Source organism: Motilimonas sp. 1_MG-2023 (assembly GCF_030547455.1).
Classification (GTDB): domain Bacteria; phylum Pseudomonadota; class Gammaproteobacteria; order Enterobacterales; family CBDFNC01; genus Motilimonas.
Genome location: NZ_JAUOPX010000063.1, coordinates 1 through 16549 on the forward strand (window position 1 = coordinate 1; position 16549 = coordinate 16549).

The 16549-nt window shown below is 44.8% G+C and carries 17 protein-coding genes; 11 read left to right on the top strand and 6 right to left on the bottom strand.

Going from position 1 to position 16549, the window contains the following annotated elements; all coding sequences use genetic code 11:
• Positions 1–636 precede the first annotated feature (636 nt).
• The 4 genes from Q4519_RS20305 (at position 637) to Q4519_RS20320 (ending at position 4312) form a co-directional block, all read left to right on the top strand.
• Positions 637–804 carry a DUF6435 family protein gene (locus tag Q4519_RS20305; RefSeq protein ID WP_303515533.1) on the top strand — a complete coding sequence of 56 codons (168 nt, stop codon included), beginning with the start codon at positions 637–639 and terminating at the stop codon, positions 802–804.
• Positions 805–986: 182 nt separating this feature from the next.
• On the top strand, positions 987–2150 hold the full coding sequence (locus Q4519_RS20310; protein ID WP_303515536.1) for an HlyD family secretion protein: 1164 nt from the start codon (positions 987–989) through the stop codon (positions 2148–2150).
• A complete protein-coding gene (locus Q4519_RS20315; RefSeq protein ID WP_303515539.1) occupies positions 2140–3177 on the top strand; it encodes a DUF2955 domain-containing protein in 1038 nt (345 codons plus the stop codon). Before Q4519_RS20310 ends, Q4519_RS20315 begins: the two co-directional genes overlap by 11 nt.
• Positions 3178–3214: 37 nt before the next feature.
• Positions 3215–4312 (top strand): AI-2E family transporter, encoded by a 1098-nt coding sequence (locus Q4519_RS20320; RefSeq protein ID WP_303515541.1) that lies wholly within the window; start codon positions 3215–3217, stop codon positions 4310–4312.
• 75 nt (positions 4313–4387) lie between these two features.
• On the opposite strand, the gene trpA is transcribed toward Q4519_RS20320, so the two are convergent.
• The 6 genes from trpA to Q4519_RS20350 are packed head-to-tail and all read right to left on the bottom strand — an operon-like array spanning position 4388 to position 11000.
• Positions 4388–5197 carry a tryptophan synthase subunit alpha gene (gene trpA, locus Q4519_RS20325; protein ID WP_303515544.1) on the bottom strand — a complete coding sequence of 270 codons (810 nt, stop codon included), beginning with the start codon at positions 5195–5197 and terminating at the stop codon, positions 4388–4390.
• Positions 5197–6384 carry a tryptophan synthase subunit beta gene (gene trpB / locus Q4519_RS20330; protein WP_303515547.1) on the bottom strand — a complete coding sequence of 396 codons (1188 nt, stop codon included), beginning with the start codon at positions 6382–6384 and terminating at the stop codon, positions 5197–5199. The genes trpA and trpB overlap by 1 nt, the downstream gene beginning before the upstream one ends.
• A 22-nt stretch (positions 6385–6406) precedes the next feature.
• Entirely contained in the window at positions 6407–7795 is a 1389-nt protein-coding gene (gene trpCF, locus Q4519_RS20335; RefSeq protein ID WP_303515549.1) for a bifunctional indole-3-glycerol-phosphate synthase TrpC/phosphoribosylanthranilate isomerase TrpF, read from the bottom strand.
• Positions 7789–8796, bottom strand: a complete 1008-nt coding sequence (gene trpD, locus Q4519_RS20340; protein WP_303515550.1) for an anthranilate phosphoribosyltransferase — start codon at positions 8794–8796, stop codon at positions 7789–7791. Before trpD ends, trpCF begins: the two co-directional genes overlap by 7 nt.
• Positions 8797–8806: 10 nt before the next feature.
• On the bottom strand, positions 8807–9394 hold the full coding sequence (locus Q4519_RS20345) for an aminodeoxychorismate/anthranilate synthase component II (protein WP_303515567.1): 588 nt from the start codon (positions 9392–9394) through the stop codon (positions 8807–8809).
• Between the two features lie 13 nt (positions 9395–9407).
• Positions 9408–11000 carry an anthranilate synthase component 1 gene (locus Q4519_RS20350; protein WP_303515552.1) on the bottom strand — a complete coding sequence of 531 codons (1593 nt, stop codon included), beginning with the start codon at positions 10998–11000 and terminating at the stop codon, positions 9408–9410.
• Positions 11001–11320: 320 nt separating this feature from the next.
• On the opposite strand from Q4519_RS20350, the gene Q4519_RS20355 reads away from it, so the two are divergent.
• The 7 genes from Q4519_RS20355 (at position 11321) to Q4519_RS20385 (ending at position 16478) form a co-directional block, all read left to right on the top strand.
• A complete protein-coding gene (locus tag Q4519_RS20355) occupies positions 11321–12175 on the top strand; it encodes a PHP domain-containing protein (protein WP_303515554.1) in 855 nt (284 codons plus the stop codon).
• Positions 12176–12250: 75 nt separating this feature from the next.
• The gene (locus Q4519_RS20360) at positions 12251–12871 is read left to right on the top strand and encodes an L-threonylcarbamoyladenylate synthase (protein WP_232800233.1); all 621 of its coding nucleotides are present in this window, start codon (positions 12251–12253) and stop codon (positions 12869–12871) included.
• Positions 12872–13160: 289 nt separating this feature from the next.
• On the top strand, positions 13161–14024 hold the full coding sequence (gene rluB, locus Q4519_RS20365) for a 23S rRNA pseudouridine(2605) synthase RluB (protein ID WP_232800234.1): 864 nt from the start codon (positions 13161–13163) through the stop codon (positions 14022–14024).
• Positions 14025–14265: 241 nt separating this feature from the next.
• Positions 14266–14991 carry a YebC/PmpR family DNA-binding transcriptional regulator gene (locus Q4519_RS20370; RefSeq protein ID WP_232800235.1) on the top strand — a complete coding sequence of 242 codons (726 nt, stop codon included), beginning with the start codon at positions 14266–14268 and terminating at the stop codon, positions 14989–14991.
• A gap of 212 nt (positions 14992–15203) precedes the next feature.
• Positions 15204–15440, top strand: coding sequence for a hypothetical protein (locus Q4519_RS20375; RefSeq protein WP_303515562.1), 237 nt, complete (start codon positions 15204–15206; stop codon positions 15438–15440).
• A gap of 124 nt (positions 15441–15564) precedes the next feature.
• Positions 15565–16044 carry a hypothetical protein gene (locus Q4519_RS20380; protein WP_303515563.1) on the top strand — a complete coding sequence of 160 codons (480 nt, stop codon included), beginning with the start codon at positions 15565–15567 and terminating at the stop codon, positions 16042–16044.
• A 101-nt stretch (positions 16045–16145) separates the two neighbouring features.
• A complete protein-coding gene (locus Q4519_RS20385) occupies positions 16146–16478 on the top strand; it encodes a hypothetical protein (protein ID WP_303515565.1) in 333 nt (110 codons plus the stop codon).
• Positions 16479–16549: the final 71 nt, after the last annotated feature.

Sequence of the window (16549 nt, forward strand, 5' to 3'; positions counted from 1 at the left end):
TCAGGCTCATATCATTTCCTTAATCTATTGACGTTATTGTCTCAAAATTAAGTGTCCGATGGGATTAGACCAGAACATATTAATTAGTAGTGCAGATCCTGCTTCATTCGTTGTTACAGACTATGAGTCAACGATTTCTGATAGCCTAAATGTCGATGCTAAAGATAAATTTGGACATTACTATCGAGGTATTTTGCTAAGAAATACGCTGATAGAAGATGAGTGAGGTACTCTGATTTGATGATCATCACGGAGCACATTGGGCTGGCTTGCTTTTACTGCAACCTTAATATCTAATAAGTCAAATTTTAATCACCAAGGGCGTAATGTTGAGTTATTACATGCTGGCAGGCTGTGTGTACTTTTCGCTGCTGTGCGCAATTGCCGCGCACAAAAAAAATCGTCATGTTTTATTGTGGGCGATGGGCGGTGCTTTGGGTGGGTTAATTACTTTTACTACATTAGTGCTTAGCGCTAACGTGTGCTGCCAATGTGGGCGCTCTACACGCGCTTCATATTGTGCTCATTGTGGATTTCATAACCCTTAGTAACTCTCTCTGTTTTTCTTATCGAGAATCTGAGCTAATTCCCACCTCGCTGCGTATCAAGTATTTTAGTCGTGATATAAGGCTCATTATGTTCGCTTGGTTATTTGGCACCCCTGAAGCGCGTTTGCGCAAACAATACGATGCAAAACTTGAGCAAGCCATGCTGGCACAGCGTCGTGGTGATATGAAATCCTTTGCTTTTCTTAGCCAAGAAGCTGAATCCATCTGGCAAAAGATTGAACAATTAAAACAATAATCTGCACTCAGCTTCAGTTGAAATGGCTTAAGTTAAATACAGCTGAATAACGCTGATTGTCACAGCTTTATTACTTTTTTGTGAGCAATTATCTGCTATCGCTTCCCACTTGATGACTTTGCCTACTTTTACTGATTTAATTGGTCAGAAATGACATAGTCAAATAAGTATAAGTAGGGAATATGGAGCAGCAACCAACCGCTAAGCAGCCAGCATCGGCAGAGCAAGAGACGCCAGAATCAGCGACGATGACACCGTCCGAATCAACCACAGCAGCAAAGCCGAAAACGAGTAAAATTAAGAAAATAATCAACATTATATTGTTGGTACTGTGCGCCATGTTTGTCTTCCACTTAGTAGCAGACCGTTTTATTCCCTCCACTGATCTGGCTCGTGTACGTGCCTTTGTGGTGCCTATCGCTCCTCAGGTATCAGCTGATGTGATAGATATTTTAGCCAAACCCAATCAGCTAGTCAGTGCAGGTGATGTGCTGGTTAAGTTAGACCCAACGGATTTTGAAATCGCCTTAAAGCAAGCCGAAGAAGCCGTAGAGCAAGCTAAGCAAGGTGTTGGCGCTCAAACAGCCGGCATCGCCTCAGCTCAAGCTAGGGTGGGGGAAGCACAAGCTAACTTAGTGAATGCACAATCGCAATACAAACGAATTGCAACCCTTGCTGATAAAGGTGTGGTGTCACAGGCAGATAAAGATAATGCTAAGGCTGCTCTATCCAGTGCGCGAGCTGGTGTTGCAAGTGCTAAGGCTGAGCTGGAAAAAGTAAAAGAGCAATTAGGTGAGACAGGTGAAGATAATAGCCAGTTGCAATCCGCTTTACTTGCGTTAGAAAAAGCGCAAGTCGATTTATCACGCACTAGCATTGTTGCGCCTTCAGACGGCGGAGTATCGAACTTTAAACTTGAAGTGGGTTACCGAGCCAATGTTGGCCAGCCGTTGATGACTTTTATTTCAATGGATTCTGTTTGGGTTGAAGCCTACTTTCGTGAAAACAGCTTAGGTAACTTAAAGCCAGGTGATGAAGTTGAAATTGCTTTGGATTATGCGCCTGGGCGTGTTTTCTCTGGCAAGGTATCACATATTGATTACGGTATCGACTGGGGGCAAAGTGAACAAGCCGGTAAATTAGCTCAAATTAAGTCACAGTCTAGCTGGTTACGAGACACGCAACGATTTCCTATGACCATAGTTTTTAGCGATGAAGAAGCAAAAGGCATGCGTCGCGTTGGTGGTCAAGCAGATGTGATTGTATATAGTGAGGATGCCACCTTGTTACGACCTATTGGCAAGGTTTGGATCCGGTTTTTAAGTTGGCTGTCCTATGTCAGATAGTCAAACGTTGGCAGCAACCCCGGAGGCCATAATCCAGCGTCGGGTGTTGCGCTTTACAATAGGGATCACTTTAGCAGTCGCTATTTCAGCGCTAATGAATTGGACGCTGTCCTACATTATGCCGATCTTGTTAGCTAAGTTTTTGGTCGATCGTCAAGCGCCAACCATACAAACTATTTACGAATTGGTTATATCCATGCTACTAACCATTGTAATTGCTTGGTTTGTTAGTGTGGGTTTATTGGAATATCCTTCATTACTGATGCCGTTGATTGCGGTGTTGATGTTTATTTCTTATTACTTGTTTATTGACCCTAGATGGAATTTCTTTGCTACCATTTTATTGGTGGCGTCTTTGATCATTCCGTATGCCGCTATTATTTCGCCAGGTATTGGCATGATAGTGGGCGTTGGTTTGTGCTTTTCCGGTTTAGTTTCTGTGTTGTTGTTCACCTTGCTGCATATTTATTTGCCTGATCTCGCGGGAGAAAAAGATCAGCATGCAGCGGCGTCGCAAAGTCAAAACGAGCGCCTATTTGAATCGGCTAAGGCGCTGGTCATTGCCTTTCCGGTTATCTGCTTTTTTTATACGTTTGAACTCTCAGGTGCGATGCTGACGATGATTTTTATCGCGATTTTGTCGCTGCAAACGGCAGGTGAAAAGAGTGTTAAGTTAAGTTTGTTCATGATATTGACCAATATTATTGGCGGCATAATTGCTATTGTTGTTTATAACTTAGTGTCGTATGTGCCGGTCATTGGTTTTTACTTGGGATTGATTTTTCTGATCTCATTAGTGTTTGCTCACAAGATGTATGCTGTGCCGGAAAAAGCGATGATATTTTCGACTATTTTTAGCACCTTGCTGGTACTGGTCAGTTCAACCATGGCGTCATCTAATGGCGATGTTGATAGCAATTTCTATGTTCGAATTGCACAAATTGGCGGCGCTTGTATTTATTTAGTGGTCATTTCCTTTTTCATTGAAGGCAGAAAATGGCAACGCCTTAAGCAATGTTTTGACTAAATCACATAACAAAAATTTTTTCAAAGGAAACAACGGGATGAAAGATAACAAGGTACAACTGTCGAGTCAGTTTTCTGCGCAGGCGGTGGATGCGGCGATCAAAATTATTATGGTGCTGCTGATGGTGGCTTGGTGTGTAGATATTGTACGCCCGTTTATTATGCCGATGACTTGGGGAGCTATCATTGCGGTCACCCTTTACCCTGTGACTGTTTTTCTCAGTAATAAAGTAAAAATTAGTCAAGGCAAAGCCAGTTTAGTGGTTACCTTAATAGGTCTGGCCGTATTATTGGTGCCTGCAGTGATGTTTTCTGGCGCTTTGTTTACTAGTTCACAAGACTTTATTCATTTATTGCAAGAAGGGCAATTGAAGATCCCACCACCAAAAGCAAGCGTGGCAGATTGGCCGCTCATCGGTGAGTCAGTTTATTCCACTTGGAGCAAGGCCGTTAATGATTTAGAGCTGGTTGCTAAACAATATTCGGCACAGATTAAAGACACTGTTATGTTTCTTGTCGGCATGCTTGGTGGCATTGGCGGTAGTGTTTTACAGTTTACTATTTCAATCATCATTGCTGGCGTCTTTATGACCAATGCGCAATCGTGTGGCGCAGCTTTTCAACGCATCGCAGTGCGCTTAGCTGGACGTCATGGCGATGAGTTTGCCACTCTGTCAGCGGCTACTGTACGTGGTGTGGTGCAAGGTGTACTTGGTGTTGCGGTGATCCAAGCGATACTTGCTGGATTAGGCATGGCGATTGTAGGGGTGCCAGCAACAGGGATTTGGATGATTGGGGTATTGGTGTTAGCGATTATTCAGCTGCCCCCGATTTTACTTATTGGCCCTATTATCATGTATGTGTTCTCTGTTGAAAGTAGCACGACTGCAACTTTGTTTATGATCTGGGGCATCGCAGTCAGTGGCTGTGATACGTTTATCAAGCCTATCTTAATGGGACGCGGCGTCGATATTCCTATGTTAGTGATCCTACTTGGTGCCATTGGTGGCATGATGATGTCAGGCTTAATAGGCCTATTTGTGGGCGCAGTGGCGCTGGCATTAGGATATAAATTACTAATGGCTTGGTTAGAGCATGAGGATGAAGCGATAGTGGTCAAAGCTGAAGACGCGTAACGAATCGCTTAATGGTAATATAAAAAAACCTCGCATTGGCGAGGTTTTTTGTTTCAGCAATATAACTTTGTGCGATTATTTTTGCGTGGCTGCTTTCATGCTGCGGATGAAGCTATCCATTTCAGCTAGTAGTGCGGCTTCATCATTTAAATTACGCTCAATGATTTTCACTACTGCTGAGCCGGAAATTGCGCCAGCAGCACCCGCTGCAATCGCCTCTTGTACTTGTGCTGGCTCTGAGATACCAAAGCCAAGTAGTGCGGGTGGTGCTTGGTATTTATTCAAGTTGGCCAATAAACTTTCTACTGGTTTACCCGCTTTGGTTTCCGCGCCTGTCACGCCCGCGCGGCTCAGTAGGTAAGTGTAACCACCGCCGTATTTACCCACTAGCTCCATGGTTTGCTCATCGCCATTTGGCGGTGCAATAAAGATAGGGTGAATATTATATTTTGCTGCCGCTTCCCGATAAGGCGCACTTTCTTCCACTGGCACGTCGGCAATTAACAGCGAATCAACACCGGCTTCGGCGCAGCGTTGGTAAAAGCGATCAATACCATTACTGAATACCAAGTTGGCATAAAGCAGTAAGCCAATCGGCAACTCAGGGTATTTAGCGCGAATTTCCGCGAGCATTTCAAAACAGTTGTCTGGGTTAGTGCCGTTTTCCAATGCGCGGGTTGACGCATCTTGAATAGTGGGGCCATCGGCAACAGGATCCGAAAAAGGAATACCTAATTCCAAGGCATCTGCACCAGCAGCGACTAAGCAATCAACAATTTTTAATGATAGCTCTCGTGTTGGGTCGCCAAGAGCGATAAAGGGCACAAATGCACCTTGGTTTTTCTCTGCTAATGCTGCAAAGCAATTTTCATAACGTTGGCTCATTACATTAATCCTTTTTCTTCAAATAGCTCAGCCACTGTGAAGATGTCTTTATCTCCTCGGCCAGACAAGTTCACTATGATGCTTTGCTCTTTATCGTCTTGTTCAATTATTTTTAGGGCATAAGCAAGGGCATGTGCCGATTCAAGGGCGGGGATGATCCCCTCTTTTCGTGCTAGCTCGTGAAATGCCGCTAATGCTTCATCATCGGTGACTGATTCATATTGCGCGCGGCCAATGGCGTGTAGATGTGCGTGTTGCGGGCCAACGGATGGAAAGTCTAAACCGGCTGATACCGAGTAAGACTCTTCCACTTGACCAAACTGGTCTTGCATCATCATTGATGCCATACCGAAGAAAATCCCCTTGCGACCATGGCGCAGTGGCGCACCGTGCTGTGGAGTGTCAATGCCTTTGCCTGCTGGCTCAACGCCAATCAGTTCTACACTTGGATCGTCGATAAAGTCAGCAAAAATACCGATGGCATTGGAGCCACCGCCGACACAAGCAATCACTTTATTGGGTAATACTTGCTCTTTTTCAAGATGCTGAGCGCGGGCTTCTTCACCAATCACGCGTTGAAATTCACGAACGATGGTTGGGAAAGGGTGAGGACCCGCTGCTGTGCCCAGTAGATAATGGGCTCTGTCGTAACTAGCGGTCCAATCACGCAGTGCTTCGTTACAGGCATCTTTTAACGTTGATGAGCCAGACGTCACCGGGATCACCTCGGCGCCCATTAGCTTCATACGAAACACGTTTGGCTTTTGACGCTCACAGTCTTTTGCGCCCATGTAAACTTTACACTTTAACCCTAACAGCGCACACGCTAATGCAGTGGCCACGCCGTGTTGGCCAGCGCCGGTTTCTGCGATGATCTCAGATTTACCCATGCGTTTTGCTAATAGTGCTTGGCCTAGTACTTGGTTCGTTTTATGGGCGCCGCCGTGTAATAAGTCTTCACGCTTGAGGTAAAGCTTGGTTTTTTTACCTTTGGTTAGGTTTTGGCAAAGCGTTAGTGGAGTAGGGCGACCAGCATATTCGGTCAGTAACTCTCTAAACTCAGCAATAAACTCAGGATCGTTTTGTGCCTTAATAAACTCTTCTTCAAGTTGGTTCAAGGCTGGCATTAGAATTTGTGGCACGAACATGCCGCCAAATTCACCAAAATACGGGTCTAATTTACTCATCTTTTCGCCTTAATTCGTTATTTTAATACTGTCTAATAGCGGCAAATGCGCTGTCTAATTTCTGTTTGTCTTTAATCCCTGGCGCTGACTCAACACCTGAATTTAGGTCAAGTCCTAAGCAATCTTGATGGGCCGCGTGTTGCGCATTCTCTGGGGTAATTCCCCCTGCGAGCATCAGATTGCTTTTGTTTTGTTTGGCTAAAATTTGCCAGTCAAACGCTTGCCCAGTACCGCCCGATTGCGCGGCGGTGCGCGTGTCGAACAATTGCATGTCAGCAGTTGGGCATAACTGTGGCTCGCTACCATCAATGCCAATGGCTTTCCAGATAGCGCAACCGGCGGGTAATAGCGGACGCAAGGTGGCAATGTAAGCTTGGTCTTCGTCGCCGTGTAGCTGCACTGCGTTTAACCCTAAGGCCTTAGCGTGCTCTGCCACTGCGTTAACATCATGACTTTGAAACACGCCCACGTATTCAAGGGGGGCACCCGTCATGATGGCTTTGGCTTGCTCAAGGTTGACGCAGCGCGGTGATTTTTCAACAAAAATCAAGCCGCCTAATACAGCGCCAGCACTGTAAACATTGGCGGCATCGGTCGCTGAAGTTAAGCCACACACTTTGTTATTGCCTAAAATAAGCTTGCGACAAGCCAGCTCAACGTTGTCTTGCGACATAATCGAGCTGCCGACTAAAAAGCCTTTGGCAAAATGGCGTAGATCTTTTACTTGGTCGTGATGGTAAATACCTGACTCACAGATCACCACTTTACCCTCAGGAACCAACGGAGAAAGCACTTTGGTGCGATTTAAATCGGTACTGAGATCGCGCAGGTTACGGTTGTTGATGCCGTAAATACGAACATCGAGTGCCAATGCGCGCGTCATCTCTTGCTCGTTACTGACTTCCGTGAGTATGCCCATGTTGTAGCTATGAGCGACTTTAGCCAGGGCGATATATTCCTCATCAGATAATACCGATAGCATGAGTAACACGGCATCGGCTTGGTACAAGCGTGCCAGCTTGATTTGATAAGCGTCGATAACGAAATCTTTACAGATCACAGGTTGTGTCACTTGATTACGCACTTGAGTGACGTAATCAAATTGGCCTTGGAAGTACTTCTCATCGGTTAATACCGAAATTGCGCTGGCGTGATTTTTATAGGCGCTGGCGATTAAATCCAAGTCGAAATTTTCACGGATCAAACCTTTAGAAGGCGAAGCTTTTTTACACTCTAAGATAAAGTGGGTGCCCGGCGCTTCAAGGGCGGCGTAAAAGTCGCGCTCTGTTGGCGTAAGCAGGTGTTCAAATTCAGCTAACGGCTGGCTTGCTTTGCGCGCTTCAACCCAAACTTTCTTATCATCAATAATTTTACCTAAAATGGTATTTTCAAGCTCTGATTGCATTAGCATTGGCTCATCTCCGCCAGTCTGTTCACTAAGGCCAGCGGCTCACCGCTGTTCATGGCGGCAAGGGCAAGCTCTGCGCCATGTTTGAAATTATCGGCTTTGCCATTGAGCACTAACAGCGCAGCAACGTTAATTGCCACAGCACTTTGTTGGCCCGGTGTGCCTTTGCCTTGGAGTATTTTTTCAATAATGGCTTTGTTTTCTGCTGGTGTGCCGCCAAAGATCGCCTCGATGGGGTACTCTTCAAGGCCAAAATCAGCTGGCGTGACAGTGTATTCTTTAATAATACCGTCTTGTAATTCAGCAACTTGCGTTGGGCCATGGAGTGAAAACTCATCCAACCCTGAGCCATGCACTACCATCACGCGCTTCATGCCTAAGGTTTTATGCACTTGTGCAATGGGCCGCAACAAACTTGGATCGTAAACGCCATTTAACTCGGTTTGCGGCCGAGCAGGATTTACCAGTGGGCCTAGCACATTGAAAATGGTGCGGGTTTTTAGGGCGGCGCGAACCGGGCCCGCAAAGCGCATGCCGGCATGGTATTGCGGCGCAAAAATAAAGCAAACGTTTAGCTCATCTAAACAAGCTCTTGCCACTTCGGGGCTCATATCAACGTTGATGCCAAAGGCGCTAAGCAAATCAGATGCGCCTGACTTACTTGATACACTGCGACTGCCGTGTTTACACACCTTTAGACCACAGGCTGCGCCAACAAAAGCGCTGGCGGTTGAAATATTAATGGTGCCAAAACCATCACCGCCGGTACCGACAATATCGGTGAAGGCATAGTCAGGGCGTGGGAAGTCTTTCGCGCTTTCCAGTAAGGCTGACGCCGCGCCGGTAATTTCCTCTGGCGTTTCGCCCTTGAGTTTTAATGCGGTTAATACCGACGATAAAACAATTGGATCAACCTCGCCTTTGATGACTTCACGGAAAAACTCATGGCTTTGCTCGGCGCTGATGTTTTTTCCATCGAGTAGTGTTTCTAACATATTGCTCATTGTGCTGTCCTTAGCTCGCTGGCTGCGAAATGAGATCTAAACTGGCTTCAAGTAGCTTAGCGCCTTCGCTGGTCAAAATAGACTCAGGGTGGAACTGAAACCCGATCACCCGATCTTGCTCTTGGTAAATAGCCATGGGCATGTCGTTAAAGCTGGCGACAATTTTAAGGCTATCGGGCACAAAAGTCCCGACTAAAGAATGATAACGTGCCACCGGTAAGGGCTGAGTTAATCCGGCAAACATGCGATTGCCACAGTGATTAATGTCAGACGATTTACCGTGCATGATTTCTTCTGCAGGTCCAACAATGCCGCCGTAGTGTTCAATCAGCGCTTGATGGCCTAAACATATGCCCAAAATGGGTACTTCACCACGACACAGTTGGATCAACTCTGGCATGCAACCCGCTTCGGATGGGCAGCCGGGGCCAGGAGATAATACCAGAACCGAGTTAGGGATAGCGTCTATCTCAGCTTTAATTTTTGCTGCATCCACGCTATTGCGATAAATTTTGACGGGATGACCTAAGCTGCGAAATTGATCCACTAGGTTGTAGGTAAAAGAGTCAAAGTTATCCAACAGAACAATGGTGTTTATGCTTTGATTTGAATTAGGCATTGTTAACCGCCTCCAATGTGGTGCCGTGCGCTTGGGCAATGGCGTTTAACACGGCCGCGGCTTTGCTGCGGGTTTCGTCTGCTTCTGCTTGGGGTTTTGAATCATAAACCACCCCTGCGCCTGCTTGCACATGGGCGACTTGGTTTTGCACAAAAGCAGAGCGGATCACGATACAGGTGTCCATTTCGCCTTGACCGGTTAAGTAACCCACTGCGCCGCCATAGCTACCACGGCGTTGCTGTTCGGTTTCACGAATCAGCTCAGAAGCACGAATTTTCGGCGCGCCGGTTAAGGTACCCATGTTCATACAAGCCTGGTAAGCGTGTAGCGCGTCTAAGTCGCTGCGCAGTTTACCTACCACACGTGAGACTAAATGCATTACATGGCTGTAACGGTCAACTTTGAGTAAGTCGGCGACATGGCGGGTGCCAGGCTCTGAAATGCGAGCAACGTCGTTACGTGCTAAATCCACTAACATTAAATGCTCAGACATTTCTTTTTTATCAAGGCGTAGCTCTAATTCAATGCGGCCATCAAGGTCTTTATTGATAGAGCCATCGGGATTAAAGCCACGACGACGGGTGCCGGCAATAGGGTAAATTTCCACGTCATTTGATTGGTGGCAGTACTTAATCGCACTTTCTGGTGACGCGCCAAACAACACAAAATCTTGGTCGTTTAAATAAAACATATAAGGGCTAGGGTTGGTTTCTTTTAACTTACCGTAAGCGCTTAATGAACATGGGCACTCCAGTGAGAAGCTACGTGAAGGCACCACTTGGAAAATATCACCTTTGCGGATATAGCTTTTCAGGGTTTCAACTTGACGGCAAAACTCAACATCAGAAACATCAACGCTAACCTTGCTGGTCACTGTCTCGGTAGTAGTAATAGGTTTTGAGGTAAAGTTTTCACAGAGAGTAGCGATGTCTTGCAGGCGTTGTTCGATGTTAGCTTGGTTGGTTTGACTATTTGGCCCGCTAAATACTGAGCCGATTAACTCACATTGTTGTTGCTGGTGGTCTTGCAACAACAAGGTTTCAGCGACATAAAATAAGTAATCTGGGCATTGATTGGTGCCATTTGGCACGTCTGGCAAGCTTTCAAAGGTGCCGATGAAATCGTAAGAAAACGCGCCACCGATAAACAAAGCCTCATTTAAGTCGGACTCGGTTTTCACTGTATTAATGATGGTGCGCAGGCCATCAACGGGGGAATGAGACTTTAATCGTGTGTCTTCGTCTGAATCTCTGTCTGGCTCAAGGAAGGTGAGCGTTAAACGGCGTTCATTGAGTTCAACTGCCACATTTGATTCAAACTGCTCAGTTAAAAATACCAACAAGTTATAACCATTATCCGTTAACGCTTCCATCGTCACGTTTAACCCGTGGCAAGCAATGCGCACAGCGGCATCTAGTAGCATTAAACTTTTTAAGTCGGCTTTACTGTCTATTTCTGCGGAATCGAGTAGCAAGCTGTTATCACCGGGGCGGCTCAAGGCTTGATATAATGGCAGCGATTCCGTGCTGTATTGGCTGTGCCTGCGTAAGGTGGCAAGTTCGCCTGTGTATCCTGATGTATTCATTTTAACTCCGATATAATTAACATTTTGTTTTTATAGGGTTTAATTGTTAATTCACCATCGCCAATTGTGTTTTTTTACCTGTATTTGCATTTCAACCGTCCTGATACGAAAAAAGCCCGCTTAGTTGCGGGCTTTTTGTCGGTTTTCTTTAATATATTTTACATATAACAAACCACACAACCCGCTTATTCTGGATTGTGCCACCACCAAATTAGAGAAGAATGTGTTAAATTATGCATCTCGGCGATTTCGTTACATGAATGATGCCTAATTCTTCTTTTATTTGACCTATAAAGTCAAGTTATATTTATGGATAATTGATGTTAATCGACTTTCACTCACATACCACTTCCTCAGACGGGTTGTTATCACCTGCTGAACTCGTACAGCGAGCCGTTGAACGCCGAGTCGATGTATTAGCCATTACCGATCACGACACGACCGCGGGTATCGCACCCGCTCGCCAAGCGATTGCAGAGCTTGATTTGCCGTTAACGCTGATTAATGGCATTGAAATTTCATCGGGTTGGGAAAACCATGAAATTCACGTGGTGGGGTTGTGTATGGATATTGACCATCCCGCGTTGCAGGCTTTTATTCAGGGTCAAAGTGAAAAACGTGAAGCCAGAGCCATTGAAATGGGGCTGCGCTTAGAAAAAAAACGCATTTTGGGTGCCTATGAGGGAGCAAAAGCGTTAGCGGGTGATGCAGCCATAACACGTGCCCATTTTGCCCGTTTTATGGTCAATGCTGGTATTGTTGATTCGTTTCCCAATGTGTTTAAAAAGTATTTAACTAAGGGAAATCCAGGCTATGTGCCATCGAATTGGCCTGCGTTAGCAGAGGCCATTGCAATCATTAAAGAAAGTGGTGGGGTGGCTGTATTGGCGCATCCTACCCATTATAAGTTGTCAAATAAGTGGCTAAAGCGTTTACTTAACGACTTTAAAGCCGCGGGCGGAGATGCCTTAGAGGTAGCGATGTCACAACAATCGCCACAAGACAGAGTCAATCTAGCGCAATGGGGCAACGATGTTGGCCTTAAAGCCTCGCAAGGGTCTGACTTTCATTTAATCAGCAGCTGGTGCGATCTGGGCCGTAACCTATATTTACCTAAAGATGCTGAGCCAATTTGGCAAGATTGGCCTGAAATTTTAGCGTTGAGCGAAGCTTAGCGTAGGCAAGAACATTAATAATAAAAAAAGCACTCACCTTAGATTTGTTGGTGAGTGTAAAAGTAGAGGATTGAGATGAGTCAGTTTTTTTATGTACACCCAGATAACCCACAAGCACGCTTGATTAGCCAAGCGGTTGAAATTATTCATCAGGGTGGCGTAATTGTTTACCCTACCGATTCTGGCTATGCCCTAGGTTGTCAATTAGGCGATAAGGCAGCAATGGAGCGAATTTGTAAAATTCGTCATATCGATAAGGATCATAATTTTACTTTATTATGCAAAGACCAATCGGAATTAGCATCTTATGCTAGAGTTGATAATGCCGCGTTTCGTTATTTAAAAAATAACACCCCAGGTGCTTATACCTTTATTTTCAAAGCGACCAAAGAAGTGCCGAAGCGTTTAATGAACCCGAAGAAAAAAACCATCGGTATTCGTATTCCAGACAACAATATAGCCTTGGCATTACTTGAAAAACTGGGTGAGCCATTGATGTCTTCTAGCTTAATTTTACCTGGTAACGAGCACACTGAATTTGACCCTGAAGAAATCCGTGACAAATTAGAGCGCCATGTTGAGCTGATTATTCATGGTGGCTTCTTATCTGAAAAACCAACCACAGTGGTGGATTTTTCAGAAGGTGAGCCAGAAATTGTTCGCCGTGGATCGGGCGATCCATCGGCATTTGAGTAATTTAGCATTACGAAGAAATTAAAGTGGTGAAAAAATCAGCTTTGGTGGTGATTTTATTAAGTGATTTACGCCAAAGCTGGTACAATTTGCGCCCTTTGATTTGACTGCTGTGAAGTAGGCATACACATCTGCTAAGCGCATACCCTGTGTAGGTTTATATCCAAGCAACTTCAAAACCGATTTGTGTTGGCTATGTGTTTATTTCTAATCATAAATTTTAATAGCCAATAAAAAATGATGGGTTTGCAGTGTTTTCATTACACTGCGCCAATGAGTGTTAGGAATAACCATGAGTGAAAAGATTCAAAAAGTGCTTGCCCGTAGTGGCGTAGGCTCTCGTCGTAAAATGGAAGAGCTGATCCAAGCCGGTAAAGTAAGTGTTGACGGTAAAATTGCCACCTTGGGTGATCGCGCCGAAGCCGACCAAGTGATAAGGGTGGAAGGCCGCATTATTGCAACCAAAGCAGAAGAAGACGTGGTGTGTCGTGTGTTGATGTACCATAAGCCAGAAGGCGAGCTTTGTACGCGTTTTGATAGCGATGGCCGCGCCACGGTATTTGACCGCTTACCCCGTATCTTAGGCTCGCGCTGGATTGCGGTAGGGCGTTTAGATATTAACACCGCTGGTTTGTTATTGTTCACTACTGATGGTGAGCTAGCCAACCGCATGATGCACCCAAGTCATGAAATTGAGCGTGAATATGCGGTGCGCGTATTTGGCGAAATTGAAGATGAAATGTTGGCGCGCTTGAAAGAAGGCGTACAACTTGAAGATGGCATGGCTTCTTTTAGTAAGATCAAAAAGTCTGGCGGTGAAGGCATTAACGAATGGTTCAATGTTACCCTGAGCGAAGGGCGTAACCGTGAAGTAAGACGTTTGTGGGAAAGCCAAGGCATGCAAGTTAGTCGCCTGATCCGCGTGCGTTACGGCCAACTTAACTTACCAAAGTCGCTGCCAAAAGGTGGCTGGATGGAACTACCGCTAAAAGAAGTGAATGCTCTGCGTAGCTCAGTTAATCTTGCGCCTGAAACCGAAACCAAGGTAAAAGTAGATAAGCGCCCAGCGCGCACGCAAAATACCCGTATTCGCCGTTCGGTGAAAAAACACCAAATGAAGCAAAACAGTGAGCGCAAAAAAGCGCGCAATCGTTAATTTTCACCTACGACCGAAAACCTGCTGCGGCAGGTTTTTTGTTTTTGGCTGTTTGTCATTTACCGAACCCAGTCACGTCACTGAGCACATTCAGCGTGAGTCACTTAGGTATATTCACCCGAAATTTGACCTATAACTCGGTTTAACTAGTTTTGCTTGATGGTAAAGCTAGCGTTAGCAGGGGGGTTGCGGGTAAAATCTGCGGCATTATTTTTTCAAATACAGATCGAGAGAGAACGAGATGGGAAGAGCTTACCAGAACCGTAAAGATTCGATGGCTAAAACAGCCGGAATGAAAACCAAGGTTTATTCGAAATACGGTAAAGAAATATACGTAATAGCAAAAAATGGCGGCCCCGATCCCGACACCAACCTCTCCCTAAAACGTATTATTGAAAAGTCGAAAAAAGACCAAGTGCCTACTCACGTTATTGAACGTGCGATTGAAAAAGCGTCAGGTGCTGGCGGTGAAGATTACTCTCACGCTCGCTATGAAGGTTTTGGTCCTGGTGGCTGTATGGTGATTGTGGATTGTTTAACCGACAACACCAACCGCACCCATATGGAAGTGCGTCAAGCCTTTTTGAAAAACGGTGCTAAATTAGGTGCACCTGGCTCAGCGGCACATATGTTTGATCACTTAGCTATTTTGGCATTTAAGGGTGAAGACGACGAAGCGGTACTTGAAGCGTTAATGATGGCCGATGTTGATGTGACTGACATTGAAAACGAAGATGGCGTGATCACGGTATTTGCACCGCACACTGAGTTTTACAAAGCCAAAACAGCCCTAGCTGAAGCGATGCCTGATGTTGAGCTGGACGTAGAAGAGATTACCTTCGTACCACAAACCGAAGCGCCGATTACCGGTGAAGACGTTGCGGTGTTTGAAAAATTCTTAGACATGCTAAATGATTGTGATGATGTACAAGACGTTTATCACAACGGTCAGGTTGAAGAGGCATAAGCCTAAGTAACATTGACCCTTGAAAAAGCCGGCATTTGCCGGTTTTTTTTGTCGGAAAATAACAGCGAAGGCCCTACAAGGCCGATAATTGATTGTTTAATATAGATAAAGATGATGTAAATATTATGGGTATGTTTCCGACGCCGTTTTGGGGCGTTTTCTGCCCCCATAATGGGAGCTAAAAAGCTGTTAGGTTAATGGAGCCTCAATCTATGAAGTTTGTATGCCCAAGCTGTGAAAGACCAATCTATAACCGCAGAATCGAGAAGTGTGAGTTTTGCGGGGATGCTTTACCAAACGAGTTATTGTACTCACAAAATGATGTCGATAACCTAGATAGGCAGCAAGCAGAATCCTTGAAAAGGCAAACTAATACATCAAGTAGTTCATCTGGTGGTGGAGCTGACTTTTTCTCAATTGATTTTGGTGATTCTGGTGGCTGTGATTGAGAGTACGCAAAAGACAGAAAAGACAGGACACCCTCCTAAATTTGAAGCTTGCCGGGGAAAGTTGGTCAGTATTTAAGAGGTTGTCCAGCTAAACCAACAGCTAAACCTAGTAACTATTAGACTCATGAAATATCTTAATATCGAAGACGATAATATTAATTACAAAATAAGTAAGTGGCTACTTGAAGAGCTGCTTGCAAAGGGTTGCAATGAGTTCTCTTATGAGGAAGCTGAGAGTGCTTGTGTAGAGTCTTTGCCGTACCAATTGAAGTTAAAGAGCGCATTGTGTACTTGGCTGTTGGGTGTCAAGCGGGTAGAAACGGTGTTTTTCAATCAAGGTTCTGACAATTGGCACAAGTTTTCTGAGCTATACACTTTCAACCGTAATACAGTGCCCGTTATAGAAAAGTTTATGGGTAATAATTTACTAGACAGGGATATCCACCTAAATAAAGGTGTGGCTAATTGGCATTTCTATAAAGATGGTATTCTTCTGGCCGGTGCAAGTGTCGATGATGATTTTATCACCATCAATGAGCCCGGAAAGTTATTAATAGATAAGCTCAGGCAGATGGATTTTGAGTTCAATCTAAAAAACACATAATAAATAAAAGGGACAAAATAACGGGACATGTATGTCTAGTTAAACCGTAGTAAAGTTTTTTAGGGAACGTTTTAAGCTAAAATTAGGGGATAGCTAAGGATATGAACTCAGCCTTCAGAATACTGTACGAGTGTGATCAATATAGACTTTATTCTATATACGAAAATGTCTATTTGAAAAACATACATAGATCAGAATCAGATAATGACATTATTGTTGCCTCAGTATATGGAGACCCTGACTCGGGATTAATATCTTTCGGTAATGATTATGTAGCAATAGCTGGCTGCGGTATTACGATACATTTTCTGAATGGCGATGAGGGATATGAGATCGGCACAGAGGCAGATAATGTATTTTGGACTGAGGGGATTTATCAAAGTGGTGAAGATGACTTCAAATATGTCCGCTTCACTGCATATACCGATGTGTAGTGGTACAACTATTTTGGCCACCTGATTAGAGGTGATAAGATCACCGTAACTAAGCAGGTATCAATATGTCA

What these genes read in the sequence shown, in the direction of transcription:
- Q4519_RS20305 (WP_303515533.1), top strand. Translation starts at nt 637, where the DNA reads ATGTTCGCTTGGTTATTTGGCACCCCTGAAGCGCGTTTGCGCAAACAA.
- Q4519_RS20310 (WP_303515536.1), top strand. Translation starts at nt 987, where the DNA reads ATGGAGCAGCAACCAACCGCTAAGCAGCCAGCATCGGCAGAGCAAGAG.
- Q4519_RS20315 (WP_303515539.1), top strand. Translation starts at nt 2,140, where the DNA reads ATGTCAGATAGTCAAACGTTGGCAGCAACCCCGGAGGCCATAATCCAG.
- Q4519_RS20320 (WP_303515541.1), top strand. Translation starts at nt 3,215, where the DNA reads ATGAAAGATAACAAGGTACAACTGTCGAGTCAGTTTTCTGCGCAGGCG.
- trpA (WP_303515544.1), bottom strand. Translation starts at nt 5,197, where the DNA reads ATGAGCCAACGTTATGAAAATTGCTTTGCAGCATTAGCAGAGAAAAAC.
- trpB (WP_303515547.1), bottom strand. Translation starts at nt 6,384, where the DNA reads ATGAGTAAATTAGACCCGTATTTTGGTGAATTTGGCGGCATGTTCGTG.
- trpCF (WP_303515549.1), bottom strand. Translation starts at nt 7,795, where the DNA reads ATGCTAATGCAATCAGAGCTTGAAAATACCATTTTAGGTAAAATTATT.
- trpD (WP_303515550.1), bottom strand. Translation starts at nt 8,796, where the DNA reads ATGAGCAATATGTTAGAAACACTACTCGATGGAAAAAACATCAGCGCC.
- Q4519_RS20350 (WP_303515552.1), bottom strand. Translation starts at nt 11,000, where the DNA reads ATGAATACATCAGGATACACAGGCGAACTTGCCACCTTACGCAGGCAC.
- Q4519_RS20355 (WP_303515554.1), top strand. Translation starts at nt 11,321, where the DNA reads ATGTTAATCGACTTTCACTCACATACCACTTCCTCAGACGGGTTGTTA.
- Q4519_RS20360 (WP_232800233.1), top strand. Translation starts at nt 12,251, where the DNA reads ATGAGTCAGTTTTTTTATGTACACCCAGATAACCCACAAGCACGCTTG.
- rluB (WP_232800234.1), top strand. Translation starts at nt 13,161, where the DNA reads ATGAGTGAAAAGATTCAAAAAGTGCTTGCCCGTAGTGGCGTAGGCTCT.
- Q4519_RS20370 (WP_232800235.1), top strand. Translation starts at nt 14,266, where the DNA reads ATGGGAAGAGCTTACCAGAACCGTAAAGATTCGATGGCTAAAACAGCC.
- Q4519_RS20375 (WP_303515562.1), top strand. Translation starts at nt 15,204, where the DNA reads ATGAAGTTTGTATGCCCAAGCTGTGAAAGACCAATCTATAACCGCAGA.
- Q4519_RS20380 (WP_303515563.1), top strand. Translation starts at nt 15,565, where the DNA reads ATGAAATATCTTAATATCGAAGACGATAATATTAATTACAAAATAAGT.
- Q4519_RS20385 (WP_303515565.1), top strand. Translation starts at nt 16,146, where the DNA reads ATGAACTCAGCCTTCAGAATACTGTACGAGTGTGATCAATATAGACTT.